The sequence below is a fragment of the Thermomonospora umbrina genome (assembly GCF_003386555.1).
Lineage (GTDB): Bacteria > Actinomycetota > Actinomycetes > Streptosporangiales > Streptosporangiaceae > Thermomonospora > Thermomonospora umbrina.
In genome coordinates, this window is record NZ_QTTT01000001.1 from 712,822 (window position 1) to 737,887 (window position 25,066).

Below are 25,066 nucleotides of genomic sequence, written 5' to 3' on the forward strand. Positions count from 1 at the left end.
GTCGGTCCTGTAACAGCGTGCCTCCTTGAGAGCTTTTCCTCTGGAGGTGCGGTTTGCCGAGGAGTCCCCTGAGATCAACCCCCCGCAGGGCCGGGCTCGCCGTCCTCGCGGGTCTGTCCCTGGTCACCGCGACGGGCGGTGTCGCGCACGCCGGTCCGCCATCGCGGGGAGAGGCGCGGATCGAGGTGAGGAACGGCGTCACCCAGCCGGTCTTCTCCTACCGGGACGCCATCCGCGAGCGGGTGCTGGTCGAGTCCCCCGTCGACAGCGACGGGGACGGCCGGCGCGACCTGGTGAACGTGGACGTCATCCGTCCCCGGGAGACCGCCCGGGGCCTCAAGGTCCCCGTCATCATCGACGAGAGCCCGTACTACGACAACGCCGGACGCGGCAACGAGAGCGAGCGCAAGCGGTACGACGCCGACGGGAACCCGATCACGTTCCCGCTGTTCTACGACAACTACTTCGTGCCGCGCGGTTACGCGTTCCTGGCCATCGACATGATCGGCACGACCCGTTCGGACGGCTGCCCCACCAGCGGCGGGCCCCCCGACGTCGCGGGCGGCAAGGCGGTCGTCGACTGGCTGAACGGACGGGCCGCCGGATATCGGCCCGACGGCGGCCGGGTCCACGCCACCTGGACCACCGGGGCGGCCGGCATGATCGGCAAGTCGTACGACGGGACGCTGGCCAACGGCGTCGCCGCCACCGGCGTCGAGGGCCTGAAGACCATCGTCCCGATCGCCGCCATCAGCGGCTGGTACGGCTACAGCCGCATGAACGGGGTCAAGTACTGGACCGACGAGCAGCCGTGGCTCGCCGACTACGTCGACACCGACCCGGCGGAGAAGTGCGCCCCCGTCCGCGCCGCGATGGACGAGGGCGAGGACGACGCCACGGGGAACCACAACCGCTACTGGGCCGAGACCGACTACCGCTCCGGCCCGGTCGGCGACGTGGACAACGTGCGGGCCAGCGTGTTCGCCGTCCACACCGTCAACGACCTCAACGTCAAGGCCGACCACTTCTCCCTGTGGTGGAAGGGCCTCGCCGCCAGGAACGTCCCGCGCAAGGTGTGGATCGCCCAGTACGGCCACGTGGACCCGTTCGACTTCCGCCGGGAGACCTGGGTGCGGACCCTGCACCAGTGGTTCGACCACGAGTTGCACGGCGTCCGCAACGACATCATGCGGCAGCCCCGCGCCGACGTCGAGATCGCCCCGAACGCCTGGATCGCCCAGGCGGACTGGCCCGCGCCGGACGCCGCCCCGATCACCCTGCGCCCGGGCGACGGCGGAACCCTCGGCCTCATGCCCGCGCCGCACGGCCTCACCGGCACGTTCACCGACGCGCCCGGCCCGGACGGCGCCGGTTTCAGCGAGGCGGACCTGGTCGCCGACCCCACCGCCCCGCGCCCCCACCGGCTGGCGTACGTGTCCGCGCCGCTGCCCAGACCGGCCCGGCTCTCGGGCACGCCCACCGCCAGGCTCCGGGTCAGGCTGGACCGGCCCACCGCCAACCTCACCGCGCTGTTGGTGGACTACGGCGAGGACACCCGCGTCGACTACCTCGGCCCCGGCTCCGGCATCCGCACGCTGACGGCCGAGAGCTGCCACGGCGAGTCCACCCCCGACGACGACGCCTGCTACCGCCGAACGGAGACGACCACGACCACCTCCCCCGTCAACGTGGTGGCCCGAGGCTGGATCGACGCCCAGAACCGCACCTCGCTCAGCGATCCCACCCCGCTCACCCCGGGCCGCTATCACGACGTCCGCTGGAACACCCTGCCGCACGACTACCTGTTCAAGCCCGGGCACCGCATCGCCCTGGTGCTGGCCGGGACCGACGCCGACTACAACACCGAGACCCCCACCGGAGCCGAGGTCACGATCGACCTCGCCGGAACGTCCATCAGCGTCCCCGTCGTGCTCGGCGCCACCCCGCCCACCGACCTGCTCCCCCCGAGCCCCCGGTCCACCTGGCGCGGCCCGACCCACGTCGACCTGCCCAGACAGCCCAAGCATTTCCACTGACCCACCACCGAGCCGCCGCCCCCGGGACGTCCGAGGGCGGCGGCTCCCCTCGCGAACATCCTCGAAACGCGCCCGCCGACCGGTCGCCGGACCCCGCACCACCGGGAGCGTGGTGGGCGGCGGGGGCGGTCAGTCGTCGCGGGCCTTGCTGGGTTGGACGCGTTTGGGCTCGCCGGGCATCTTCGGGTAGTTGGGCGGGTAGGGGGCGTCACCGAGGCCGTGCTCGCGTTCGTCGCGGTCGGCCAGCTCCAGCAGGGGCTCCAGGGAGAAGGAGCGGTCGTCGATGGCGGCGTGCGGGTCGCCGATCTCGGCGAAACGGGCGGGCATGGTGCCGATGGTGAAGTCCTCGGGCTGCACGTCGGCGAGCTCGGACCAGGTCACCGGGGCGGAGACGGGGGCGTGCGGCAGCGGGCGGACGCTGTAGGCCGAGGCGATGGTGCGGTCACGGGCGTTCTGGTTGTAGTCCAAGAACACCTGCTCCCCCCGCTCCTCCTTCCACCAGCGGCTGGTGACCTCGGCGGGGACGCGGCGCTCGATCTCCCGGGCGAACGCGAGGGCGGCCCGGCGGACCTCGGTGAAGGTCCAGCGGGGCTCGATGCGCACGTAGACGTGGACACCGGCTTTGCCCGACGTCTTGGGGAAGCCCTCCATGCCCAGCTCGTCCAGCAGGTCGCGGACGGGGCCCAGCGCCACGCGCACGGCGTCGGAGAAGTCCGTCCCGGGCTGCGGGTCGAGGTCGATGCGCAGCTCGTCGGGGTGGTCGACGTCGCCGGAGCGGACCGGCCAGGGGTGGAAGGTCAGCGTCCCGAGGTTGGCGGCCCAGGCCACCACGGCGGGCTCGTCGGGGCAGACCTCGTCGGCCGTGCGGCCGCTGGGGAAGGTGATCCGCGCCGTGCGCACCCACGACGGGGCCCCCTTGGGCACCCGCTTCTGGTAGAACGCGTCGAACTTCTCCCCCGGCAGGCCCGCCTGGCCTCGGGCGTAGTCCTCCCGCGTGGCCATCCGGGAGCCCTCGAACACCCCGCCCGGCCAGCGCTCCAGCGTGGTCGGCCGGTCGCCCAGGGCGCGCACGATGCCGTCCCCGACCGCGAGGAAGTACTCGACCAGGTCCCTCTTGGTGTATCCGCGCTCAGGGAAGTAGACCTTGTCGGGGTTGGACACCTTCACCTTGCGGTCCCCGACCGGAATCTCGATGTACGGCGAAGCCATGTCTTGCACGCTACGCCACGCCACCGACAGGCCCGAGGCAACGGACGGTCGAGGCTCGGAAGATCGCCCCCGCGGCCGCCGACCCGCGCCGGGTACTGTCGGAGGCATGGAGAAGGTCCACAAGAACGAGGACGAGTGGCGGGCCCGGCTCAGCCCCGAGGAGTTCCGCGTGCTCCGCGAGGCCGGCACCGAGAAGCCGTTCACGGGCGAGTACACCGACACCAAGACGATCGGGGTCTACCGCTGCCGTGCCTGCGGGCAGGAGCTGTTCCGGTCCGAGACCAAGTTCGACTCCCACTGCGGCTGGCCGAGCTTCTACGCCCCGGCCGACTCCGACGCGGTGGAGCTGATCGAGGACCGTTCGCACGGGATGCTCCGCACCGAGGTCCGCTGCGCCCGCTGCGACTCCCACCTCGGCCACGTCTTCCACGGTGAGGGGTACAAGACGCCGACCGACGACCGGTTCTGCATCAACAGCGTCTCGCTGAGCCTGGAGCCCGCCGAGTAGTCACCCGGCGGGGCCCCGGGCTCAACGGTGATCGCCCACGCGGCAGTCGTCGACGGCGCTCTGCTTGTTGGCGAGGACGACGTGGCCGTTGTCGTTCTCCTTGGCGTGCACGAAGACGATGGGCGCGCCCTCGCCGTCGTGCTCGCGCAGGAACTCGGCGGTCCACTCGCACAGCGAGATCGCGAGCCGGGAGTTCTGGTCCGCCTCCCGCAGGTCGGTGTAGACCCGCAGGAACGAGCCGCTGCGGCGGACGTCCCGGACGTGCCCCGCCACCTCGCGACCGGGGTCCTTGACGCGGTAGTACGCGACGGCGGCCGGAACGTCGTCCGGGTCGCCGGCCATCGGCGCGGGGAGCAGCGCGGGGCCCTGCCGCGCGGCGGCGCCGGCGTCCAGCCGCCCCGGCCGGTCCGGAAGCCACATCGCCGCCCCCATCGCCAGCAACGCCCCGAACACCGCGCCGGTGCCCAAGGCGAACAACTTGCGACGATTCCGTTCGATCAGCACGGCGTCGATGACTCGATCGCACTGGGCCCCGAGTTTCGACGGAGGTTTGGCGTGGCGGCCACGGGCTCTGTCGGTCACGATCGGAACCTTAGCCCCGCGTCCGCCGCCGCGCAGGCGGGTCTGCGAACAGGGTCTATGTCACGGCAGGGCCGCGACCAGCTCCGCGACCGGCTTGCGCCGACCTGTGTAGAACGGGACCTCCTCGCGGACGTGCCGGCGCGCCTCCGAGCCCCGCAGGTGCCGCATCAGGTCGACGATGCGGTGCAGCTCGTCGGCCTCGAACGCCAGCATCCACTCGTAGTCGCCGAGCGCGAACGACGACACCGTGTTGGCCCGCACGTCCGGGTAGCCGCGCGCCATCTGCCCGTGCTCGGCGAGCATGGCGCGCCGCTCGGTGTCCGGCAGGAGGTACCACTCGTACGAGCGGACGAACGGGTAGACGCACACGTACGCCCGGGCCTCCTCCTCGGCGAGGAACGCCGGGATGTGGCTCTTGTTGAACTCGGCGGGACGGTGCAACGCCATCTGCGACCACACGGGCTCGCAGTCCCGACCGAGCGCCGTCCGCCGGAACCGGCCGTAGACCTCCTGGAGGTCGTCCGCCGTGGGCGCGTGCCACCAGAACATGAGGTCGGCGTCGGCCCGGTACCCGCTGACGTCGTACAGGCCGCGGGTGGTCACGTCCTTCTGGGCGGCCTGGGTGAGGAGGTCCTCCACCTCGCCGGCCACCTCGTCGGTGCGTCCCCCGGGGCGGGCGACCCGGAAGACCGACCACATGGTGTAGCGGACGACCTGGTTAAGGTCGCGTGCTTTCGCACCCCGCGTGGTCGGACCTTCCGCCTTCTCCGTGGCTGCCATGACTGCTCTCTCCTCGTTGTTCCAACACCCGTTGCGCCGCCGCCCGCGCGGTGCCGATGCAGGCCGGGACGCCCAGGCCGTCGTACGCCGCGCCCGCCACGGCCAGTCCGGGGACGGCGGCCACCGCGGCGCGGATGCGGGCCACCCGGTCGGCGTGGCCCACCATGTACTGCGGCAGCCCGCCTCCCCAGCGGCTCACCCGGGTCTCGATCGGCGGCTCGCGCACCCCGCAGACGTCGGCGAGCTCGGCCGTCGCGGCGGCCGTCAGGTCCTCGTCGGAGCGCTGCAGGGTGTGCTCCTCGCCGAAACGACCGAGGGAGGCCCGGACGATGACGAGGCCCGGGGCCCGGGCGGCGAGGTGCGGCCACTTCACCGAGCCGAACGTCACCGCCTTGACCTGGCGTTCCTCCACGGCGGGCACAAGATACCCGGTGACCTTGGGGCGGCGCGGGAACGCGGTCGCCGGGTAGGCCAGGGTGACGATCGCCATGCTCGCGTACTCGATGGCGGCCAGTTCCCGCGCGGCGGCGGGGACGTCGTCCTCGAGCAGGCGGGCCGCCGGCTGCGCGGGGACGGCCAGCACCACGGCGTCGGCGTCCAGCAGTTCGGGGGCACGGGTGGGGCCCAGGGTGAGCCGCCAGCCGCCGTCCGGGCGTCGCCGCAGCCCACGCACCATCGCGCCGGTGCGGATGCGGCAGGCGTCGGTCCTCGGGTCGGTCATCGAGTCGGCCAGCAGATGCGGGAGCGTCCCCATCCCGCCGGGCAGCGTGGTGAACACCGGGCCCGCGTTCTGTGGCGCGGCGTTCCGTACCGAACGCGCGGCGGAGATGAGCGAACGGTGGGTGCGCGCGGCGCCCGCGACCGCCCCCAGCGTGGCCTGGAACGACAGCTCGTCGGCCCGGCCCGCGTAGACGCCGCCGAGCAGCGGTTCGACGAGGCGGTCCACGACCTCGCGGCCGAGGCGCGCCCCGACGTACCCGCCGACCGACACGTCGGTCTCCAGCGGGGACTGCGGCAGCACCAGGTCGAGCGGCACGCGCGCCAGACCGGCCGGGGACAGCACGTGCGAGGACGCCAGCGCCCGCAGGTCGGTGGGCAGGCCCATGACCTGCCCGGAGGGCAGCGGGCGCAGCGCGCCGTGGCTGTAGATGGCCGAGCCGGTGACACCCGGGTGCGCGCGGTCGGCCCAGACCCCGAGCTCGCGCAGCAGGTCGAGGCCCTCGGGCCGGCGGGCCAGCATCGCCTCGGCGCCCTCGTCGACCGCCACCCCGGCGATCTCGCCGACCTGGAGTTTGCCGCCGATCCGCGGCGACCCTTCGAGGACGGTGACCCGCGCGCCGCCGCGCACCAGGGAACGCGCCGCGGTGAGGCCCGCGATGCCGCCGCCGACCACCGCGACGTGGAAGACGCTCATGTCCCCACCTTCCCAGACGCCCGGCCGCCCCCTCCACCGGCCCACCCCCACCGGCCCTCCGTGACAAGGGCGCGGCCGACCCGTGATGCGATCGGGACCGAAACGACGGGCCGGTGATGTGGGACACACGCGTCAAAGAGGCATGAGCAGCGTGAAATCAGCAGGCACGAAAGCAGTCCTGGTCGCGCTCCTGGCGGCGCTGACCCTGTCCGGGTGCGCGGGGGGCTCCGACGAGGGGGCCTCTCAGGGCGCCGACGCCCCCGCCAAGGCCCAGAGCCTCCCCCAGGAGGGCGCTTCCGCCATGCTCGACAGCGACGGAGGCGCGGGGAGGTCCGGCAGGCGCGCCCCCACCGCCGAGAACGTCAAGGTCGCCCCCGGGGCCCGCGCCGTCGTCTACACGGCCACGCTGAAGGTGCGGGCGACCAACGTGGACGAGTCCGCGGGCCGCGCCAAACAGCTCGTGCTGGCGGCCGGCGGCTACATCGCCACCGAGTCGTCCGGCGCCGGGCGGACCGACCTCACGTTCAAGATCCCCTCCGATCGGTACGCCGTCACGCTGGACGAGTTGACCCGGCGGCTCGGCCGCAGGCTGTCGCTCGGCCAGCAGGCGGAGGACGTGACCGAGGAGGTCGCGGACGTGGAGAGCCGGGTGCGCTCCGCGGAGGCCGCGCTGGTCTCGTTCCGCAAGCTCCTCGATCGGGCCGACACGGTCGGTGAGGTCATCAACGTCGAGCAGGAGATCGCCTCCCGGCAGGCCGAGCTGGAGTCGCTGCAGGCCAGGCAGAAGTCCCTGGCCCACCGCACCCGCTACGCGACCGTCACGCTGGAGCTGGTCGGCCCCGTCGCGCCGGTGGTCGAGGAGGTCGCCGACGACGACCGCGGCGGCTTCCTCGGCGGTCTGGAGCGCGGCTGGAACGGCCTGGTCGCGGTGGTCTCCGGCGTGCTGGTGGCCGCAGGCCTGCTGCTGCCGTTCCTGGTACCGGCCGCGTTGATCGCCTGGGTGGCGGGACGGGTGCGGCGGACGCTGCGCTCCCGCCGGGAACGCCGGACCGCCGAAGTGTCGGCCGGTTAGCGGGCCGACACCTCGTGGACCAGGTCGGTGAGGCGGGCCAGCTTGTCCGGGTCGGTGGTCGGCAGCACGCCGTGACCGAGGTTGAACACGTGCCCCTCGGCGGTGCGGCCCCGGGCGACCACGTCGCGGGCCCGCTCCTCGATGACCTCCCACGGGGCGAACAGCAGGGCCGGGTCGAGGTTGCCCTGCAGCGCCTTGCCCGGCTCCACCCGGCGCACCGCCTCGTCCAGCGGCACCCGCCAGTCGACCCCGACCACGTCGGCGCCGGCCTCGCCCATCAGGCCGAGCAGCTCGCCCGTGCCCACGCCGAAGTGGATCCGGGGCACGCCCAGCGGCTCCATCGCCTCGAAGATCCGGCGGGTGTGCGGCAGCACCGAGCGGCGGTAGTCCTCCGGCCCGACCGCGCCGACCCAGGAGTCGAAGAGCTGGATCGCGGACACGCCCGCCTCCACCTGCACCTTGAGGTAGTCGATGGTGATGTCGGCGAGGCGGCGCATCAGGTCGTCCCACAGCACGGGGTCGCCGTACATCATCGCCTTGGTGTGGTCGTGGTTCTTCGACGGCCCGCCCTCGATCAGGTACGAGGCCAGCGTGAACGGCGCGCCCGAGAACCCGATCAGCGGCGTCGCCCCCAGCTCGCCCACCAGGCCGCCGATCGCCTCGGTGACGTACGGCACGTCGTCTGGGCTGAGCCGGCGGAGCACGGCCGCGCCGGAGCGGTCGCGGATCGGGTCGGCGACCACCGGGCCGACACCCGGCTTGATGTCCAGGTCGACCCCGATCGCCTTGAGCGGCACCATGATGTCGCTGAAGAAGATCGCCGCGTCCACCGCGTACCGGCGCAGCGGCTGCATCGTGATCTCCACGATCATGTCGGGCCGCGCGCACGCCTCCAGCATCGGGACGCCCTCGCGCAGCCGCAGGTACTCCGGCAGCGAACGGCCGGCCTGGCGCATGAACCACACCGGGGTGTACGGCACCGGCTCGCGGCGGCACGCCTTCAGGAAGACGCTGTCGGCCGTCCCCGGACCGAACCGCGCATCAGCATTGTCAGAAGCCACACGCCGATGCTCCCATGCCTCACCTCGGGTCCCGAACCCAGGTGAGGGCGCGCCGCGCGGAGCATTCGAACGGACTTCCGGACACGCCGCCGGAAGTCCCGCATTCCGTCGGCCCCTCGTGGCACCGTGGGGCGGGTCGGACGACCGTGCCGGGCCCCGGCCCGGCGCACCTCGTCCGACCTGCCGTTTCGGGGTCCGGGGGGTCGCCCCGGAGCCACGGGTCAGCGCCGGAGGAGGTCCCCTTGTCCCACCCCGTCCTGTTCTGCTCGGACTGTGGCGACGACCGGCCCTTCGAGCGGCCGCCCTGCTCCGACGGCCACGGCGTCGAGTGTCCCGAGCTGGCCTGCACGGTGTGCGGGTCGGCGATCCTCCTCGGCACGGACCCGCCCGCCCTTCCCGCCACCCCGGTCGTGTCGGCCGCGCGCGCCCCCGCGGGCGCGCCGTCCCCGCACGGCCCCGACCCCGCCCGTCACCGGGCCGCCTGACCGCGGCCCCCCGAGCCCCCCGAGATCCGTGCGGTGCCATCCTTCCTCTCCCGCCCCACCGTCCCCGTCGGCGACCCGGCCGGCCCGGGCATGAGCCCCTCGACGGCCGGCGGTCCGGCCCCGTTCCGACGGGCGCTGGACACCCTGCGGGCGATCCTCGACGCCGGCCCGATCCGGCCCGAGCTCGAGTTGGAGGAGATGCCCGCCCCCCAGCGGCTCGCCCCGTTCGCCGCCGCGCTGTCGGGCGAGGTGGCGCGGGAGGAGGACGAGATCATCGCGACCGGCCGGCTGATCGTCCTGTACGACCCGCAGGGCCGGGACGGCTGGACCAGCGGCTTCCGGGTGGTCGCCTACATCCAGGCCGATCTCGAGCCGGAGATCGCCGCCGACGAGCTGGCCGGCGGGGTGGCCTGGAGCTGGCTGACCGAGGCGCTCGAGCCGGCCGGGTACGCCGACGCCTCCGGCACCATCACCCGGGCGGTCTCGGAGAGCTTCGGCGCCAAGCGGGACGATCCGCCCGCCACCGAGCTGGAGATCCGCGCCTCCTGGTCGCCGACCGGGGACGATCTGGCCGGGCACGTGGCGGCGTGGTGCGACGTGATGTGCATGGCGGCGGGGCTCCCGCCGCTGGGGGTCAGCGCACTGCCCGACCGGCCCGGCGGCTGAGTCTCGCGGACGGCGTACGGTAGGGCTCGTGGGAGTGTCTGAAACCGAAGCCGCCGAGCCCGCCGCCGAGGACCCCGAGACCGCGATCGAGCGCGAGATCGCCCGGCAGGAGGCCGCCCGCGTCGACGCGGTGCCCCTGCTGGACCCCCGTGAGGGCATCCCGCCGGTGGTCGCCGACGACGCCGGGCTGGAACGCGTCATCGCACGGTTCGCGGCGGGGCACGGGCCCATCGCGGTCGACGCCGAGCGGGCCTCCGGCTACCGCTACGGCCAGCGCGCCTACCTCGTCCAGCTCCGGCGCGAGGGCGCCGGCTCGGCGCTGATCGACCCGATCGGCTGCCCCGATCTGTCCGGGTTGGACGCCGTGCTGGCCGGCGAGGAGATGATCCTGCACGCCGCCAACCAGGACCTGACCTGCCTGGCCGAGGTCGGGCTGCGACCGCACCGGCTGTTCGACACCGAGCTGGCCGGGCGGCTGCTGGGGCATCCCAAGGTGGGGCTGGGCTCCATGGTGGAGAACGTGCTCGGCTTCGTGCTGGAGAAGGGCCACTCGGCGGCCGACTGGTCCACCCGCCCGCTGCCGGAGGACTGGCTGCGGTACGCGGCGCTGGACGTGGAGCTGCTGATCGAGCTGCGCGACGCCCTGTACCGGGAGCTGGAGCGCGCCGACAAGCTGGAGTGGGCGCTCGAGGAGTTCGCCGCGGTGCTGTCCACCCCGCCCAAGCCGCCGCGCCCCGACCCGTGGCGGCGCACGTCCGGCGTCCACCGCGTCCGCAACCGGCGGCAGTTGGCGGTGGTCCGCGAGGTGTGGCAGGCCCGCGACCGGCTGGCGCAGGACCGCGACCTGTCCCCCGGCCGGGTCCTGCCGGACGCCGCGATCGTCGCGATGGCGCTGGAGCAGCCCGGCACCCCCGCCGAGCTGCTCGCGCTGCCCGCCATGCGCAACCGGGGGGCGCGACGGCACCAGTCGGTGTGGCTGCGCGCGGTGACGCGGGCCCGCGGTCTGCCCGACTCGGCGCTCCCCCTGCCCAGCCAGCCCGGCGAAGGGCCGCCCCCCACGCACCGCTGGGCCGAACGCGACCCGGAGGCCGCCCGGCGGCTCAGCGCGGCGCGCACGGTGGTGGCCGCGCTGGCCGACGAGCACACGATGCCGGCCGAGAACGTCCTGCAGCCCGACGCGGTGCGCCGGTTGGCCTGGTCGCCCCCCGCGGAGCTCACCCCCGACTCCGTCGGCGGCGCGCTGCGCGCCGTGGGGGCCCGCGACTGGCAGGTGCGGCTGGTGGCCGTTCCGCTGGCCAAGGCGCTGGCGCGGCTGGAGGCCAAGGGCGACCTGTGAGCCCGCGGGCCCGATGCGGTCACAGGTCGGGCAGCGGGTCCCGCGGCAGGGTGTCGCGGGCGAAGACCTCGGCGTCGGCGGCGTTGATGACGGCGATGTACTCGTCGTCCACCTCGAAGTCGAGGCCGCCGAAGTCGAAGAACGCCCCGGCGCCGACGTCGACGGGTCCCAGCCGGGTCCGGCGCGGGTAGGTGCCCCACACCGACTTGGGACGCGAACGGCTCAGCGCCCCGGTCGAGATCACGGTCACCGCGGAGTCGGTCACCACGAACACGAAGTGGGACCCGCCGCCCGCCTGGGACGCCGGGAAGATGTAACGGATCTCTTCGGTGAGGTCGAGGAAGTCCCGGCAGCGTTCACGAAGCGGGCGAGGCACAGGCACGACGGTCGGCTCCCAGCGGCTCTGTTGGGCGGCTGACGGCACCATCATGCCCGGCGGGCGCCGGCCTCGGCCACCGGGAGGGGCCAGCCGGTCAGCCCTTCGGGGACCTCGCCCTGCACGGCCGAGTCGAGCCAGCGGTGAACGATCTTGCCCGTCGCGTTGCGGGGCAGCTCGCTCAGGAAGTGGACGTCGCGGGGCACCGCGTACCGGGCGAGCTGGTCGTGCACGTGCGAGCGGACCGTGTCGGCGTCGAGGCCCGCCCACGGCTCGGCGACGATGTAGGCCGCCGGCCGCTGCCCCCATTCGGCGTCCGGCACCCCGACCACCGCGACCTCACGGACGCCGGGCAGCCGCGCGATGGCGTCCTCGACGTCCCGGGGTACGACATTCTCACCTCCGGACACCACCAGCCCGTCCTCGCGCCCGTCCACGTACAGCAATCCGTTCTCGATGTGGCCGAGGTCGCCGGTGCGCAGCAGCCCGTCGCGGACCTCCATCGGCGCCCCGCTGGTGTAGCCCTCGAACAGCAGCTCGTTGGCGGCGTAGATCCGACCGATCTCCCCCGGCTGCACGGGCAGCCCGAGGTCGTCCAGGATCGCCAGGGACGTGTTGCGCGGCGGCCTCCCGGCGGTGGCCGGATCACGACGCAGCTCCCGGGGCCCGGCGATCGCCACCCAGGACGCCTCGGTGGTGCCGTACACGCTGTAGAGCCGATCGCCGAAGGCGTCCATGAAGCGCAGCGCCAGGTCGCCCGGCAGCCCCGATCCGCTGAGCGCCATCAACCGCAGCCGCGACGTGTCGTACCGCCCCCGCACCTCCTCCGGCAGATCCATGATCCGCTGCGCCATCACCGGCACGGCGAACACCACCGGGTTGCGGTGCTCGGCCACGGCCCGCAGCGTCTCCTCCGGGTCGAACCGCCGGCGCAGCACGATCGGGCACCGCAACGCGTACGCCATCTGCATCGCCGCGTACCCCCACGTGTGGAACAGCGGCGCCTCGACGATCATCGTCTGCCGGGCCCGGAGCGGAATCCGCGACAACATCGAGGCCAACGGCCACATCCCCGGCCGAGGCCGCCGCCGCGCCCCCTTGGGCCGCCCCGTGGTCCCCGAACTCAACATGATCGTCCGCCCCTGCACCTGCGGCGGCTCCACCACCCCGTCCCGCGTGAGCCCCACCACCTCCTCCAACGTGAACTGCCGCCCCACCGCCGCGAACGGCCCCGTCGTCCTCTCCCCCACCACCCCGAACGGCCCCGTCGCCCGCTCCCCACCAGGGTCCTGAGGCCCGCCGTCCACGGCCCCGAACGGGCCCGTCGAACGCTCACCGCCCGAGGCTTGGTATCCGCCGCCCACAGCATCGAACGGACCGGTCGAACGCCCGCCACCCGAAGCCTGCGGCCCCCCATCAACGGCCTCGAACGGGCCCGTCGACCGGTCACCGCCCGGAGCCTCCGGCCCGCCGTCCACGGCACCGAAGGGGCCCGTCGAACGCTCACCGCCCGAGGCTTGGTATCCGCCGCCCACAGGACCGAACGGGCCGGTGGAGCGCCCGCCACCCGAGGTCTGGGGCCCGCCGTCGACGGCCTCGAAGGGGCCAGTGGACCGGCCGGGGCCTGGTGCCTTCGGTCCGCCGTCCACGGCTTCCAACGGGCCGGTCGAGCGGTCGCCACGAGGAGCGTGCGGCGTGCCGTCGACGGTCCCGAAGGGGCCCGTCGAGCGCTCGCCGCCGGCAGGCACGGGCCCGAACGGGCCGGTCGACCGGTCGGCGCCTGGAGTCTGGGCGGTGCCGCTCACGGGGCCGAAGGGGCCGGTTGAACGCTCGCCGCCAGGGGCTTGGGGTCTGCCGTCCACGGCTTCGAACGGGCCGGTTGACCGGTCGGAGGGGGGAGCAGGGGGCGTACCGGGCTCGGTTCCGTACCGGCCGGTGGGGTGGCGGTCGGCGGTGGGTTGGGGCGGGCGGTGGGGGGTGGGGGTGGGTCGGCGAGCCAGCGGCCGGTGTTGGTGGAGCGGGGAAGTGGGGGGCGGAGGGGTGGGGCGGGGGTCTCGGGGGGCCGGGCGGGAGGGAGGGCCAGGGGTGGGGGGAGGTGGTCGGCCCAGATGACGGTGCGGCGGAGGCTGGGGGGTGCGGTGCGGATGAGGTCGGCGAACTCGGCGTCGGCGACGAGGACGTCCACGCGGAGTTCGCCGAGGACGGCGCGGAGTTGGCCCACGCCCAGGCCGGTGTTGAGGAGGACGACCTCGGCTCCGCGCTTGCTGCAGGCGACCAGGGTCTCGACCATGCCGCGGTGGTTGCGGCACAGGATGCCGACGCGGGGGCGGGGGCCGCGGAGCGGGAGGCCGAGGGCCAGGCGGGTGGTGCGCTCGTCCAGTTCGGCGAAGGTGAGGGAGCCCGCCTCGTCGATGAGGGCGACGCGGCCGGGGTCGCGGGCGGCGGCCGAGACGACCAGGCCGGCGAGGGTGGTGCCCCAGCGGCGCAGTTCGCCGATCGAGCGGGGCAGGGTGCGCAGGGGGCCGGAGGTCAGCAGGCCCGCGCGGGTCAGCAGCGCCGTCAGATCCCGGGTGTGCCCGGCCCGCCGGCGCAGACCGGGGCGGTAGACCGGCCTCGCATGCACCACCGCCGCCTCCTCGGTGACTCGGGGGCCACCGTACCCACGGGTAGCCAAGGCGTACAAGGGCTTGGACGCACAGGCGGGGACTTTGGTTACCGATGAGTAGCGCTTTGGGTTACTCGCGAGTAGCATCGAGGACGTGGGTACTCGTGCCCGTCCCTTCGGCATCCGGCCCGACCCGTGATCCGGACGGGCACGAGACTCAACGCCCACACCGTCTCCAACCTCGCCGCCACCGCATTGGGAGGGACCACCCGTGCCGCGTACCGCACGTGACGTCGTCTTCGTCGACGGCGTCCGCACGCCGTTCGGCAAGGCGGGCCCCAAGGGCCTGTACGCCGAGACCCGCGCCGACGACATGGTCGTCCGCGCGATCCGGGAGCTGCTGCGGCGCAACCCGTCGCTGCCCCCCGAGCGCGTGGACGAGGTCGCCATCGCCGCGACCACCCAGACCGGCGACCAGGGCCTGACCATCGGGCGCTCCGCCGCCGTGCTGGCCGGACTGCCCAAGAGCGTCCCCGGCTTCGCCATCGACCGGATGTGCGCCGGCGCCATGACCGCCGTCACCACCACGGGAGCGGGCATCGCCTTCGGCGCCTACGACGTCGTGATCGCCGGCGGTGTCGAGCACATGGGCCGGCACCCGATGGGCGAGGGTGTGGACCCGAACCCGCGGTTCCTGGCCGACCGGCTCGTCGACCCGTCCGCGCTGATCATGGGCTCCACCGCGGAGAACCTGCACGACCGGTTCCCGCAGATCACCAAGGAACGCGCCGACGCGTACGCGGTGCGCAGCCAGCAGAAGGTCGCCGCCGCCTACGCCGCCGGCAAGATCCAGCCGGACCTGGTGGCGACCGCCGTCCGCTCCGCGTCTCATGGCTACGGCCTGGCCACCGAGGACGAGCCGCCGAGGCCGACCACCACGCTGGACGACCTGGCCAAGCTCAAGACCCCGTTCCGCACCCGCGGCAACGTCACCGCCGGGAACGCCGCCGGGCTCAACGACGGCGCCACCGCCTGCCTGTTGGCCGCCGAGGACGTGGCCGCGGAGCTGGGGCTGACACCCCGGATGCGGCTGGTCGACTACTCCTTCGCCGGCGTCGAGCCCGAGGTGATGGGTGTCGGGCCGGTCCCGGCCACCGAGAAGCTGCTCGCCCGCAACGCGCTGACCATGGACGACATCGGCCTCATCGAGATCAACGAGGCCTTCGCCGTACAGGTGCTGGCGTTCCTGGAGCACTTCAAGATCGCCGACGACGACGCGCGGGTGAACCCGTGGGGCGGCGCCATCGCGGTGGGCCACCCGCTGGCCTCCTCCGGCGTCCGGCTGATGAACCAGCTCTCGCGACTGTTCGAGGAGCGCACCGACGTCCGGTACGGCCTGACCACCATGTGCGTCGGCATGGGCATGGGCGGGACCGTGCTCTGGGAGAACCTCGCCTGGGAGGGCGCCAAGTGAGCGACATCAAGGACCTCTTCGGTGACGAGATCGTCACCGGCGCCTTCATCCGCGACGTACGGCTGCCGTACGGCGCGGGCACCATGGCGCTGATCACGCTCGACAACGGGCACGACCACACCAAGCCCAGCACCTTCGGCCCCGGCGGACTGACCTCGCTGAACGAGGCCCTGGACGCCGTCGCCGCCCGCGACGACCTGGTGGCCGTCGGCCTCACCGGCAAGCCGTTCATCTTCGCGGTCGGCGCGGACCTCAAGGGCGTGCCGCTGATCGACGACCGCGAGCAGGCCAAGGCCATCGCGAAGCTGGGGCACGAGGTTTTCCGGCGGTTCGGCGAGCTGGGTGTCCCGACGTTCGCGTTCGTCAACGGCGCGGCGATGGGCGGCGGCCTGGAGGTGGCGCTGCACTGCACGTACCGGACCGTGTCCGAGGGCGTGCCCGCCATCGCGCTGCCGGAGACCTTCCTCGGGCTGATCCCGGGCTGGGGCGGCACGTACCTGCTGCCCAACCTGGTCGGCGCGGAGAAGGCCGTCAAGCTGATCATCGACAACCCGCTGGCCCAGAACAAGATGATCAAGGGCTCGCAGGCGTACGGGCTCGGACTGGCCGACGCGCTGTTCGAGTCGGCCGACTTCCTGGAGGAGTCGCTGGGCTGGGCCGCCCGGGTGATCAAGGGCGAGATCGCGGTCCGCCGTCCCGAGGTCGACAAGGGCGAGGCCTGGGACAAGGCCATCGACACGGCCCGGTTCGCGCTGCTGAACAAGCCGCAGGCCGCCCCGCACCGCGCCCTGGAGCTGATCGCCGCGGCCAGGACCGCGACCCGCGACGAGGGCTTCGCCGCCGAGGACGACGCGCTGGCCGACCTCATCATGAGCGACGAGCTGCGCGCCGGGCTGTACGCGTTCGACCTCACCCAGAAGCGCGCCAAGCGGCCCGCCGGAGCGCCCGACAAGGCGCTGGCCCGACCGATCACCAAGGTCGGCGTGGTGGGCGCGGGGCTGATGGCCGGGCAGCTCGCGCTGCTGTTCGCCCGCCGCCTGGAGGTGCCGGTCGTGATGACCGACCTCGACCAGGAGCGGCTGGACCGAGGTGTCGCCTACGCCCACGGGGAGATCGACAAGCTCCTCACCAAGGGCCGCGTCTCCCCCGACAAGGCCAACCGGCTCAAGGCGCTGATCTCCGGCTCGCTGACCAAGGACGCGTTCGCCGACGCCGACTTCGTCATCGAGGCCGTGTTCGAGGACATGGCCGTCAAGCAGCAGGTCTTCGCGGAGGTCGAGGAGGTCGTCACCGCCGAGTGCGTGCTGGCCACCAACACCTCCTCGCTCTCGGTCTCGGAGATGGCGGCCAAGCTGCGGCACCCGGAGCGGGTGGTGGGCTTCCACTTCTTCAACCCGGTCGCCGTGCTGCCGCTGCTGGAGATCGTCCGGGGCGAGCGCACCGACGACGCGACGCTGGCCACCGCGTTCGCGGCCGGCAAGGGGCTCAAGAAGTCCTGCGTGCTGGTCAAGGACGCCCCCGCGTTCGTCGTCAACCGCATCCTGCTGCGTCTGCTGGCCGAGATCGTCCAGGCCGTGGACGAGGGCACCCCGATCGAGGTGGCCGAGCGCGCCGCCGCGCCGCTGGGCCTGCCGATGCCGCCGTTCGTGCTGATGGGGCTGGTCGGCCCGGCCATCGCCCTGCACGTGAACGAGACGCTGCACGCGGCGTTCCCGGACCGGTTCCCGCTGTCGGAGAAGCTGGCCGCGATGGTGGCCGCCGGCAAGACGGGGGTCTACCGGCCCGACTTCACCCTCGACCCCGAGGTGGTGGAGATCTTCGGCGGCGGCACCAGCCCGTCCACCGAGGAGGAGGTGCTGCGGCGCGCGGTGGAGGCGCTGGCCCAGGAGATCCGGATCATGCTGGACGAGGGTGTCGTGGCCGAGGCCGACGACATCGACCTGTGCATGATCATGGGTGCGGGCTGGCCGTTCCACCTGGGCGGCGTCACCCCGTACCTGGACCGGACGGGCGTGAGCGAGCGCGTCGCCGGCGGACGCTTCCTGCCCGCGGGCACCGCTTCGCTCTCTTAGTCCCTGTGGGGGACTAGTCCCTGTGGGGGGACGACCCCCCACACCCCCCGCGCCCGGTCTTGAGGGCTTCGGGCGGACGGCCCTCCGCTTGCGCTCCGGGCCGCCCGCCCGAAGGACCGGGCGAGACCCGCTGTGGTGGCCGTCTCTGGTGGAGCGTCCCCACACGTGCGGGCAGAGCGACCGCGCGGGCGGGGTGTCTCGAGCACCCCGCCCGCGCGGTGACCATCCCCTCCGGCGATCGCGGCACGATCTCGGGCACCGGGCGTTTGGCGGTGCGGTGGCGGGTGATCACTACGGGATCCGTTCGCGATCTCCCGGGGGGTCACGTGAGCCTGCTGCGCACCAAGCCCGTCGAGCAGTCGATCCGGGACACCGAGGAGCCCGGGCATCGGCTGCGCCGTGAGCTGTCGGCGACCGACCTCATCGTGTTCGGGGTCGGGGTGATCGTCGGCACCGGGATCTTCGTGCTGACGGGGCGGGTGGCGCGCGACTATGCCGGACCCGGGGTGGCCTTCTCGTTCGCGTTCGCCGCGGTGGCGTGCGCGCTGGCGGCCCTCTGCTACGCCGAGTTCGCGTCCACGCTGCCGGTGGCGGGGTCGGCGTACACGTTCTCGTACGCGACCTTCGGGGAGTTCCCGGCCTGGATCATCGGCTGGGACCTGATCCTGGAGCTGGCGCTGGCCGCGGCGGTGGTGGCGGTCGGGTGGTCGGGGTACGCGCGGTCGCTGCTGGACACCCTGGGCATCGAGCTGCCCGCCGCGCTCGCCGGCGAGGACGCGGTGTTCAACGTGCCGGCGGTGCTGGTGGTGCTGCTCGTCACGGCGGTGCTGGTGCTGGGCATCAAGCTGTCCTCGCGGTTCAACGAGATCGTGGTGGCCGTCAAGATCGGCGTGATCCTGCTGGTGATCGTCGCGGGGCTGTTCCACGTCCGGGCCGACAACTACACGCCCTTCATCCCGCCCTCGGAGTCCAACCCCGCCACCGAGGGGCTCAAGGCGCCGCTCATGCAGGTGCTCTTCGGGATCACCCCGGTGAGCTTCGGGTGGCTGGGGGTCTTCGCCGCGGTCTCCGTGGTCTTCTTCGCGTTCATCGGCTTCGACATCGTCGCGTCGGCCGCCGAGGAGTCGAAACGCCCGCAGCGGGACATGCCGATCGGCATCATCGGCTCGCTGATCGTGTGCACGCTGCTGTACGTGGCGGTCGCGCTGGTCGTGGTCGGCATGCAGAACTACACACGGCTCAGCCAGGACGCCCCGCTGGCGGACGCGTTCAAGGCGGTCGGGCAGTCGTGGGCGTCCACCGTGATCAGCGTGGGCGCCATCGCGGGCCTCACCACGGTGGTGCTGATCCTGATGCTGGGGCAGAGCCGGGTGTTCTTCGCGATGAGCCGGGACGGACTGCTGCCGGCCTGGCTGTCGGCGGTCCACCCGACGTACGGCACGCCCTACCGGACGACGGTGCTGGTCGGGACGGCGGTGGCGGTGCTGGCCGGGCTCATCCCGCTGTCGGCGCTGGCCGAGCTGGTCAACATCGGCACGCTGTTCGCGTTCGTGGTGGTGTCGGTGGGCGTGGTCATCCTGCGGCGGACCCGACCCGACCTGCCCCGGGCGTTCCGGACGCCGATGGTGCCGCTGGTCCCGATCCTGTCGGTGCTGGCCTGCTCGTTCGTGATGCTCAACCTGCCGGTCGAGACCTGGCTGCGGTTCCTGGCCTGGCTCGCGGTGGGGGCTCTGCTGTACTTCGCCTACGGCCGCCGGCACAGCCGACTGGACTGAACGGGACGTTCCCGTCGTTACGGTGATACTGGACACGTGTCATCGAGGGCTCGGGGTGGGCACAATGTCGCGCATGGTCAACACGCGTGTGGCGGTGATCGGGTCCGGTCCGGCCGGTCTGTATGCGGCCGAGGCCCTGGTGAAGCAGGCCGACGGCCGGGTGCTGGTGGACGTGCTGGACCGGCTGCCGACCCCGTACGGTCTGGTCCGCTACGGGGTGGCGCCCGACCACAAGTCGATCAAGTCGATCGCCCGGTACCTGCAGAAGGTGCTGGAGCACCCGGCGGTGCGCTTCTTCGGCTGCGTGGAGCTCGGCCGGGACGTGACCCGCGAGGAGCTGCTGGACTGCTACGACGCGGTGATCTACAGCACCGGCGCGATGGTCGACCGACACCTGGGGATCCCCGGGGAGGGCCTGCCGGGCAGCGTGGCCGCGACCGACTTCGTCAACTGGTACTGCGGGCACCCTGACGCCGCCGACCACGCGTTCGACCTGTCGGTCGAAGAGGTCGCGGTCATCGGCGTCGGGAACGTGGCCGTGGACGTCGTCCGGATCCTGGCCAAGACGTCCGACGAACTGCGCGACACGGACGTGCCCGAGCACGTCATCGAGGCGCTGTCGGCGAGCAGGGTGCGACGGATCCACCTGCTCGGACGGCGCGGCCCGGCGCAGGCCAAGTTCACCACCAAGGAGGCCCGCGAGCTGGGCGAACTCGGCAACGCGGAGATCCACGTCCGGCCCGAGGACATGGAGCTGGACCCGGCCTCCGCCGAGCTGGCCGAGAGCGACCGGCACGTGCGCGGCAACCTCAAGGTGCTGCGCGACTGGACCGAGCCCCCGGCGGGCGTCAAGCCGCGGCTGATCGACGTGCGGTTCTGGCGGGCCCCGGCGGAGATCCTCGGCGTCGACCGGGTCGAGGGCCTGCGGGTGGAGCGCACCGCCCTGGACGCCGACGGGCGGGTCCGCGGCACCGGCGAGCACGAGACCCTGCCGGTCGGCATGGTGCTGCGGTCGGTCGGCTACCAGAGCGTCCCGCTGACCGGGGTGCCGTTCGACGAGCGCTCGTACGTGGTGCCGAACGAGGGCGGGCGCATCGTGGACCCCGCCGGGGCCCGGGTGCCGCGCGAGTACGTGGCCGGCTGGATCAAGCGGGGCCCCACCGGGGTCGTCGGCACCAACAAGTCCGACGCCGCCGAGACCGTCGCCCATCTGCTGGCCGACCTGGCGGAGACCGACGCCGTACGGCAGCGACCGGAGCGACGGATCGAGGACCTCCTGGAGTCCCGGGCCTGCCGGGTCGTCACCTACACCGACTGGCTCAACCTGGACACCGCCGAGATCGATCTGGCCCGCTCGCTGGGCCGCGGGGAACGGGTCAAGCTGGGCCGCTGGGACGCCATGCGGGCCGCCTGCCACCCGCGCTGACGGCCGTTCCCCGGCGGGATCGTCGGGCGTTGGGGGCGGTCGCCGACGAACCGATCGGCGGTCCCTCGGTAATTGAGTGGTGACAGCGCCGCCGACCGGGCAGTAACGTGCGCGTGTGACCGGTGGTCCAGAGCTTTACGGATTCCCCCCCGCGGCGCGGCGGCCGGACCTGCGCTGGCTGGGCTCCGACTACGTGTCCGTACTCGTCCACGACCTGACGCGGGGTCTGCTGCGCCAGGATCCGGGCACCCACGTGATGGGGGTGCGCTGCGAGGCCGCGCCCGACCCGAACGGCCCCGCGGACCGGGTGGGCGCGACCCGGTCCCCCAACGTCACCTTCGCCCTACAGGTGTTCGTCCAGGACGGCGCGGGCCGGCCCTGGATGCTGCGCGGCCGATGGAGCTACGTCGGCCGCGAACTGGGCACCCGCACGGCCTGCATCGACCACTACTGGCGCCTCCTGACCTCCGAAGGCGGCTAGGGGTTTCATTGTGTGGGAGGGCGACCCCCACCATTACTCGCGCGTGGGGGCCGGCTGTTCGGTGGTGGTGGTCTCGCCGGAGCGGGCGACGGTCTCGATGATGTCGCGGGCCAGGCCCTGCGAGGTGAGGCCGATCTCGGCGATGATCTCGGCCCGGCTGGCGTGGTCGAGGAACTCCTGCGGGATGCCGAAGGTGCGGATGGGGACGTCGACCTCGTGGTCGCGCAGCAGGCGGGCGACGGCGTCGCCCACGGCGCCGACCCGGCCGTTGTCCTCGACGACGGCGACGAGGGTGTGACGGCGGGCCTCGTCGAGGAGGGCGGGGTCGAGGGGCTTGACCCAGCGGGGGTCCAGGACGGTGACGCCGATGCCCTGGGCGCTGAGGCGGTCGGCCACGTCGACGGCGGTGGCGGCCATCGAGCCCGCGGCGACGAGCAGGACGCGGGCGCCGTTGCTGCCGGTGTGGCGGGCGAGGACGTCCATCCCGCCGACGCGGTCGACGGCCTCGATGTCGTCGATCACCTGGCCCTTGGGGAAGCGCAGCGCGGTCGGGCCGTCGGAGACGTCGAGGCACTCGCGCAGCAGTTCGCGCAGGCGGGCGCCGTCGCGGGGCACCGCGATGCGCATGCCGGGCACGATCTGGAGGATCGACAGGTCCCACATGCCGTTGTGGCTGGCGCCGTCGTCGCCGGTGACCCCGGCACGGTCCAGGACGAACGTGACGGCCTGCCGGTGCAGCGCCACGTCCATCAGGACCTGGTCGAAGGCGCGGTTGAGGAAGGTGGCGTACACGGCGACGACGGGGTGCAGCCCGCCCATCGCCAACCCGGCGGCGGAGGTCGCGGCGTGCTGTTCGGCGATGCCCACGTCGAAGATCCGGTCGGGGTACGCCTCGGCGAACGGGGCGAGCCCGACCGGGTGGAGCATGGCGGCGGTGATGCCGACCACGTCGGGCCGTTCGGCGCCGATGTCGACCATCTCGCGGGCGAAGACCTTGGTCCAGCCGACGCCGCCCTTGCCCACGGACTCGCCGGTGGCGGGGTCGAAGGCGCCGCCGCCGTGCATGCAGTCCTCTTCGTTGTTCTCGGCGGGGGCGTAGCCGTAGCCCTTGCGGGTGATGCAGTGCACGATCACCGGCCCGCCGAAGGCGCGGGCCCGGCGCAGCGCGTGCTCGGTGGCCTCCACGTCGTGGCCGTCGATGGGGCCGACGTACTTCATGCCGAGATCCTCGAACATGGCCTGCGGCTGGAAGACGTCCTTGAGGCCCTTCTTCATCCCGTGCAGGGCCTCGTAGGCGACGGGGCCGACCACGGGGGCCCGGGGCACCGTCTTCTTGATCATGTCGAGGGCGCGCTCGTACCCCCGGGTGACGCGCAGGTGGGCCAGATGGCTGGCCAGCCCCCCGATGGTCGGCGAGTAGGAGCGGCCGTTGTCGTTCACCACGATGATCACCGGCCGGTCGGCGCCGGCGGCGATGTTGTTGAGCGCCTCCCAGCACATGCCGCCGGTCAGCGCCCCGTCGCCGACCACCGCGACCACGGACCGGTCGTGCTCGCCGCGCAGCGCGAACGCCTTGGCCAACCCGTCGGCGTACGACAGGGCGGTGGAGGCGTGCGAGTTCTCGATGATGTCGTGGTCGGACTCGGCCCGGCTCGGGTAGCCCGACAGCCCGCCGCGGCGGCGCAGCCGGGAGAAGTCCCGACGGCCGGTCAGCAGCTTGTGGACGTACGCCTGGTGTCCGGTGTCGAACAGGATCCGATCGCGCGGGGAGTCGAAGACCCGGTGCAGCGCGACGGTCAGCTCCACCGCGCCGAGGTTGGGGCCGAGGTGGCCGCCGGTCTGGGAGACCGCCTCGACGAGGAAGTCGCGGATCTCCACCGTCAGGCGGGACAACTCTCCCGCGTCCAGTCGTTTGAGGTCGTCCGGGCCATTGATCGACTCGAGAACGCTCACGCCGTCATCCCCTCACCAGGCGGCTCCCCCGCCCCGGTTTGCCTGAGTGACCGAGTTTAGTAGCGGTTTACCCGACCCATGTCGGCCACCGGTCTGAAAGCATCGGTGGCGGTGGGTGACGGGAAACACACGGACGGGGGTTCCACTTCATGGGCACTGAGGAGATCGTGCTGCTCAACAAGGCGGGTGAGGCGGTGGGGACCGCTCCCAAGGCGGCCAGTCACCACGGTGACACGCCTTACCACCTCGCCTTTTCCTGCTATGTGACGGACGACGCGGGGCGGGTGCTGATCACCCGGCGCGCCTTGGACAAGGCGAGCTTCCCGGGGGTGTGGACCAACACCTGCTGCGGGCACCCGGCGCCGGGCGAGGGGCTGCGGGAGGCGGTGACCCGACGGCTGGAGACGGAGCTGGGCCTGACGGTGGACGGGCTGACGCTGGTGCTGCCCGGGTTCGACTACCGGGCCGTGGCCGCCGACGGGGTCGTCGAGCACGAGTGGTGCCCGGTGGTGCGCGCCCACTGGCCCGGGGGACGGGCGCCGGAGCCCAACCCGGCGGAGGTCGCCGACGTGGGCTGGCGGACGTGGGAGGAGTGCCTGCGGCTCACCGAGGACCCGGTCGCCTCGCCCTGGTACCGGCTCCAGATGGCGGAGCTGGCGCCGCTCGGGCCGCCCGCCGACTGGCCCGCCGCCGACCCGTCCCGACTGCCGCCCGCGCTGACCTGGTGAAGCGCGCAGGGACACGGGGTTGGACGAAATGACCTAATTCGGCCAATCAATGGCGGGACGGTGGCTCTGTCGGGTGCGTTACTAGACTTCCGATTCATCGGATGTCGCACCTTCCTGCCGTTCCGTCACATCGGACCCCCGTGTTCCCCGGGATCCGCCGAGGAGACCGATGCGCATCACCCGACTCGCCGCCGCGGGTGTCGTCGCCGCCGCCGCGGCCCTGGCCCTGGCCGCGCCGGCCCGGGCGGAGGCCCGGCCGGAGATCACCGTCGACCCCGAGCGGTTCCGGCCCGGCGACAACCTCACGATCTCCGTCACCGCGTGCGCGACCCGCCCCCGCACCGGACGGCCCGGCCTGAAGAACGAGATCTTCGCCGAGCGGCCGACCTTCGAGCGGACCGGTCCGAAGTGGAGCGCCATCGCGGGCACCAGGGCCGGTCTGAAGCCCGGGCGGCGCTACCACACCGACTTCCGCTGCGAGGTCGACGGCCGGACGGTGACGTTCCGGCTGACCACGTCGCCCTCGCGGACGCACGAGGAGCCGCCGAAGAAGCCGTTCGCGTTCGGCTTCGACAAGGTGAGGCTGTCCACCCGCACGGTCACGCCCAAGGGCGAGATGACGTTCACCGTGACCTGCCCCACGCGGGTGAGCGTCGCGTCGGCCTCGTTCACCGAGGCGCCGGAATTCGAGAAGACCGAGAAGGGCGCCTTCAAGGGGACGGGGACCTTCAAAGCGACGCTGCCGTCCATCGTCAAGATCAAGGTGATCTGCGAGGACCACGGGCACGTCACCTACAGCACCAAGCCGGGCGACGGCGACATCGGTGACGGCGGGCCCGAGATCCCGAAGGGCGCTCCCGACACCGGCGGCGGCCTGGCCGCTCCCGACGGCCGGGGCCCCGCAGCCCCGTACGGCGGCGTCGCGTACGGCGGCGCGGCGCTGGTGCTGCTGGCCGGAGCGGGTGGTCTGGCCGTGCGGACGCTGCGCCGACGCCACGCCGCCGGCCCGACGGACAGCGTCTGAGGT

At 73.0% G+C, this 25,066-nt stretch carries 22 protein-coding genes; 13 read left to right on the plus strand and 9 right to left on the minus strand.

Translation table 11 applies throughout. The features are described from left to right. The first annotated feature begins 53 nt into the window (after positions 1 to 53). Complete coding sequence (locus tag DFJ69_RS03135; protein ID WP_245973966.1) at positions 54 to 2,036, plus strand: Xaa-Pro dipeptidyl-peptidase; 1,983 nt, start codon at positions 54 to 56, stop codon at positions 2,034 to 2,036. A 129-nt stretch (positions 2,037 to 2,165) separates the two neighbouring features. Here the strand turns inward: DFJ69_RS03135 and DFJ69_RS03140 are convergent, their stop codons facing one another. Then, the gene (locus DFJ69_RS03140) at positions 2,166 to 3,245 is read right to left on the minus strand and encodes a DNA polymerase domain-containing protein (protein ID WP_116021084.1); all 1,080 of its coding nucleotides are present in this window, start codon (positions 3,243 to 3,245) and stop codon (positions 2,166 to 2,168) included. Between the two features lie 106 nt (positions 3,246 to 3,351). Here DFJ69_RS03140 and msrB point away from each other — a divergent pair, with 106 nt between their 5' ends. Next, the gene (gene msrB, locus DFJ69_RS03145) at positions 3,352 to 3,753 is read left to right on the plus strand and encodes a peptide-methionine (R)-S-oxide reductase MsrB (protein WP_116021085.1); all 402 of its coding nucleotides are present in this window, start codon (positions 3,352 to 3,354) and stop codon (positions 3,751 to 3,753) included. Positions 3,754 to 3,774: 21 nt separating this feature from the next. Here the strand turns inward: msrB and DFJ69_RS03150 are convergent, their stop codons facing one another. From DFJ69_RS03150 to hemG, 3 genes are read right to left on the minus strand one after another with little or no spacing between them, the layout of a single operon-like run. Beyond that, positions 3,775 to 4,335 carry a hypothetical protein gene (locus tag DFJ69_RS03150; RefSeq protein ID WP_147312193.1) on the minus strand — a complete coding sequence of 187 codons (561 nt, stop codon included), beginning with the start codon at positions 4,333 to 4,335 and terminating at the stop codon, positions 3,775 to 3,777. A gap of 60 nt (positions 4,336 to 4,395) precedes the next feature. Beyond that, positions 4,396 to 5,115 carry a hydrogen peroxide-dependent heme synthase gene (hemQ, locus tag DFJ69_RS03155; protein ID WP_116021087.1) on the minus strand — a complete coding sequence of 240 codons (720 nt, stop codon included), beginning with the start codon at positions 5,113 to 5,115 and terminating at the stop codon, positions 4,396 to 4,398. After that, positions 5,054 to 6,529, minus strand: a complete 1,476-nt coding sequence (hemG, locus tag DFJ69_RS03160) for a protoporphyrinogen oxidase (RefSeq protein ID WP_116021088.1) — start codon at positions 6,527 to 6,529, stop codon at positions 5,054 to 5,056. The genes hemQ and hemG overlap by 62 nt, the downstream gene beginning before the upstream one ends. A gap of 142 nt (positions 6,530 to 6,671) precedes the next feature. Between hemG and DFJ69_RS03165 the strand changes: the two genes are divergently transcribed. After that, the gene (locus DFJ69_RS03165; protein ID WP_170177526.1) at positions 6,672 to 7,601 is read left to right on the plus strand and encodes a DUF4349 domain-containing protein; all 930 of its coding nucleotides are present in this window, start codon (positions 6,672 to 6,674) and stop codon (positions 7,599 to 7,601) included. Here DFJ69_RS03165 and hemE read toward each other — a convergent pair. Continuing rightward, complete coding sequence (gene hemE, locus DFJ69_RS03170; RefSeq protein WP_281275942.1) at positions 7,598 to 8,605, minus strand: uroporphyrinogen decarboxylase; 1,008 nt, start codon at positions 8,603 to 8,605, stop codon at positions 7,598 to 7,600. The genes DFJ69_RS03165 and hemE overlap by 4 nt on opposite strands. 299 nt (positions 8,606 to 8,904) lie before the next feature. Here hemE and DFJ69_RS03175 point away from each other — a divergent pair, with 299 nt between their 5' ends. The 3 genes from DFJ69_RS03175 to DFJ69_RS03185 all read left to right on the plus strand — a co-directional run bounded on the left by DFJ69_RS03175 (position 8,905) and on the right by DFJ69_RS03185 (position 11,149). Next, positions 8,905 to 9,147, plus strand: coding sequence for a hypothetical protein (locus DFJ69_RS03175; protein WP_116021091.1), 243 nt, complete (start codon positions 8,905 to 8,907; stop codon positions 9,145 to 9,147). A 90-nt stretch (positions 9,148 to 9,237) separates the two neighbouring features. Continuing rightward, positions 9,238 to 9,813: a DUF3000 domain-containing protein gene (locus DFJ69_RS03180; RefSeq protein WP_116026359.1), complete on the plus strand. Its 576-nt coding sequence runs from the start codon at positions 9,238 to 9,240 to the stop codon at positions 9,811 to 9,813. 85 nt (positions 9,814 to 9,898) lie between these two features. Then, positions 9,899 to 11,149, plus strand: coding sequence for an HRDC domain-containing protein (locus DFJ69_RS03185; protein ID WP_245974698.1), 1,251 nt, complete (start codon positions 9,899 to 9,901; stop codon positions 11,147 to 11,149). 19 nt (positions 11,150 to 11,168) lie between these two features. On the opposite strand, the gene DFJ69_RS03190 is transcribed toward DFJ69_RS03185, so the two are convergent. From DFJ69_RS03190 to DFJ69_RS36050, 3 genes are all read right to left on the minus strand, one after another. Further along, the gene (locus DFJ69_RS03190) at positions 11,169 to 11,531 is read right to left on the minus strand and encodes a hypothetical protein (protein WP_116026360.1); all 363 of its coding nucleotides are present in this window, start codon (positions 11,529 to 11,531) and stop codon (positions 11,169 to 11,171) included. 44 nt (positions 11,532 to 11,575) lie between these two features. After that, positions 11,576 to 12,832, minus strand: a complete 1,257-nt coding sequence (locus tag DFJ69_RS03195) for an AMP-binding protein (RefSeq protein ID WP_245973968.1) — start codon at positions 12,830 to 12,832, stop codon at positions 11,576 to 11,578. Between the two features lie 494 nt (positions 12,833 to 13,326). Next, a complete protein-coding gene (locus DFJ69_RS36050; protein WP_281275804.1) occupies positions 13,327 to 14,151 on the minus strand; it encodes an AMP-binding protein in 825 nt (274 codons plus the stop codon). A gap of 250 nt (positions 14,152 to 14,401) precedes the next feature. Between DFJ69_RS36050 and DFJ69_RS03205 the strand changes: the two genes are divergently transcribed. From DFJ69_RS03205 to DFJ69_RS03225, 5 genes are all read left to right on the plus strand, one after another. After that, positions 14,402 to 15,604, plus strand: a complete 1,203-nt coding sequence (locus DFJ69_RS03205; RefSeq protein WP_116021094.1) for a thiolase family protein — start codon at positions 14,402 to 14,404, stop codon at positions 15,602 to 15,604. Continuing rightward, the gene (locus tag DFJ69_RS03210) at positions 15,601 to 17,676 is read left to right on the plus strand and encodes a 3-hydroxyacyl-CoA dehydrogenase NAD-binding domain-containing protein (RefSeq protein ID WP_116021095.1); all 2,076 of its coding nucleotides are present in this window, start codon (positions 15,601 to 15,603) and stop codon (positions 17,674 to 17,676) included. Before DFJ69_RS03205 ends, DFJ69_RS03210 begins: the two co-directional genes overlap by 4 nt. Positions 17,677 to 18,002: 326 nt before the next feature. Further along, on the plus strand, positions 18,003 to 19,451 hold the full coding sequence (locus tag DFJ69_RS03215; RefSeq protein ID WP_116021096.1) for an amino acid permease: 1,449 nt from the start codon (positions 18,003 to 18,005) through the stop codon (positions 19,449 to 19,451). A gap of 73 nt (positions 19,452 to 19,524) precedes the next feature. Then, positions 19,525 to 20,877 (plus strand): FAD-dependent oxidoreductase, encoded by a 1,353-nt coding sequence (locus tag DFJ69_RS03220; protein ID WP_425453296.1) that lies wholly within the window; start codon positions 19,525 to 19,527, stop codon positions 20,875 to 20,877. 115 nt (positions 20,878 to 20,992) lie between these two features. Next, complete coding sequence (locus tag DFJ69_RS03225) at positions 20,993 to 21,358, plus strand: hypothetical protein (protein WP_116021098.1); 366 nt, start codon at positions 20,993 to 20,995, stop codon at positions 21,356 to 21,358. 33 nt (positions 21,359 to 21,391) lie between these two features. On the opposite strand, the gene dxs is transcribed toward DFJ69_RS03225, so the two are convergent. Beyond that, positions 21,392 to 23,311 carry a 1-deoxy-D-xylulose-5-phosphate synthase gene (gene dxs / locus DFJ69_RS03230; protein WP_116021099.1) on the minus strand — a complete coding sequence of 640 codons (1,920 nt, stop codon included), beginning with the start codon at positions 23,309 to 23,311 and terminating at the stop codon, positions 21,392 to 21,394. Between the two features lie 149 nt (positions 23,312 to 23,460). Here dxs and idi point away from each other — a divergent pair, with 149 nt between their 5' ends. Beyond that, positions 23,461 to 24,039 (plus strand): isopentenyl-diphosphate Delta-isomerase, encoded by a 579-nt coding sequence (gene idi / locus DFJ69_RS03235; RefSeq protein ID WP_116021100.1) that lies wholly within the window; start codon positions 23,461 to 23,463, stop codon positions 24,037 to 24,039. 169 nt (positions 24,040 to 24,208) lie between these two features. Further along, a complete protein-coding gene (locus DFJ69_RS03240; protein ID WP_116021101.1) occupies positions 24,209 to 25,063 on the plus strand; it encodes a hypothetical protein in 855 nt (284 codons plus the stop codon). Positions 25,064 to 25,066: the final 3 nt, after the last annotated feature.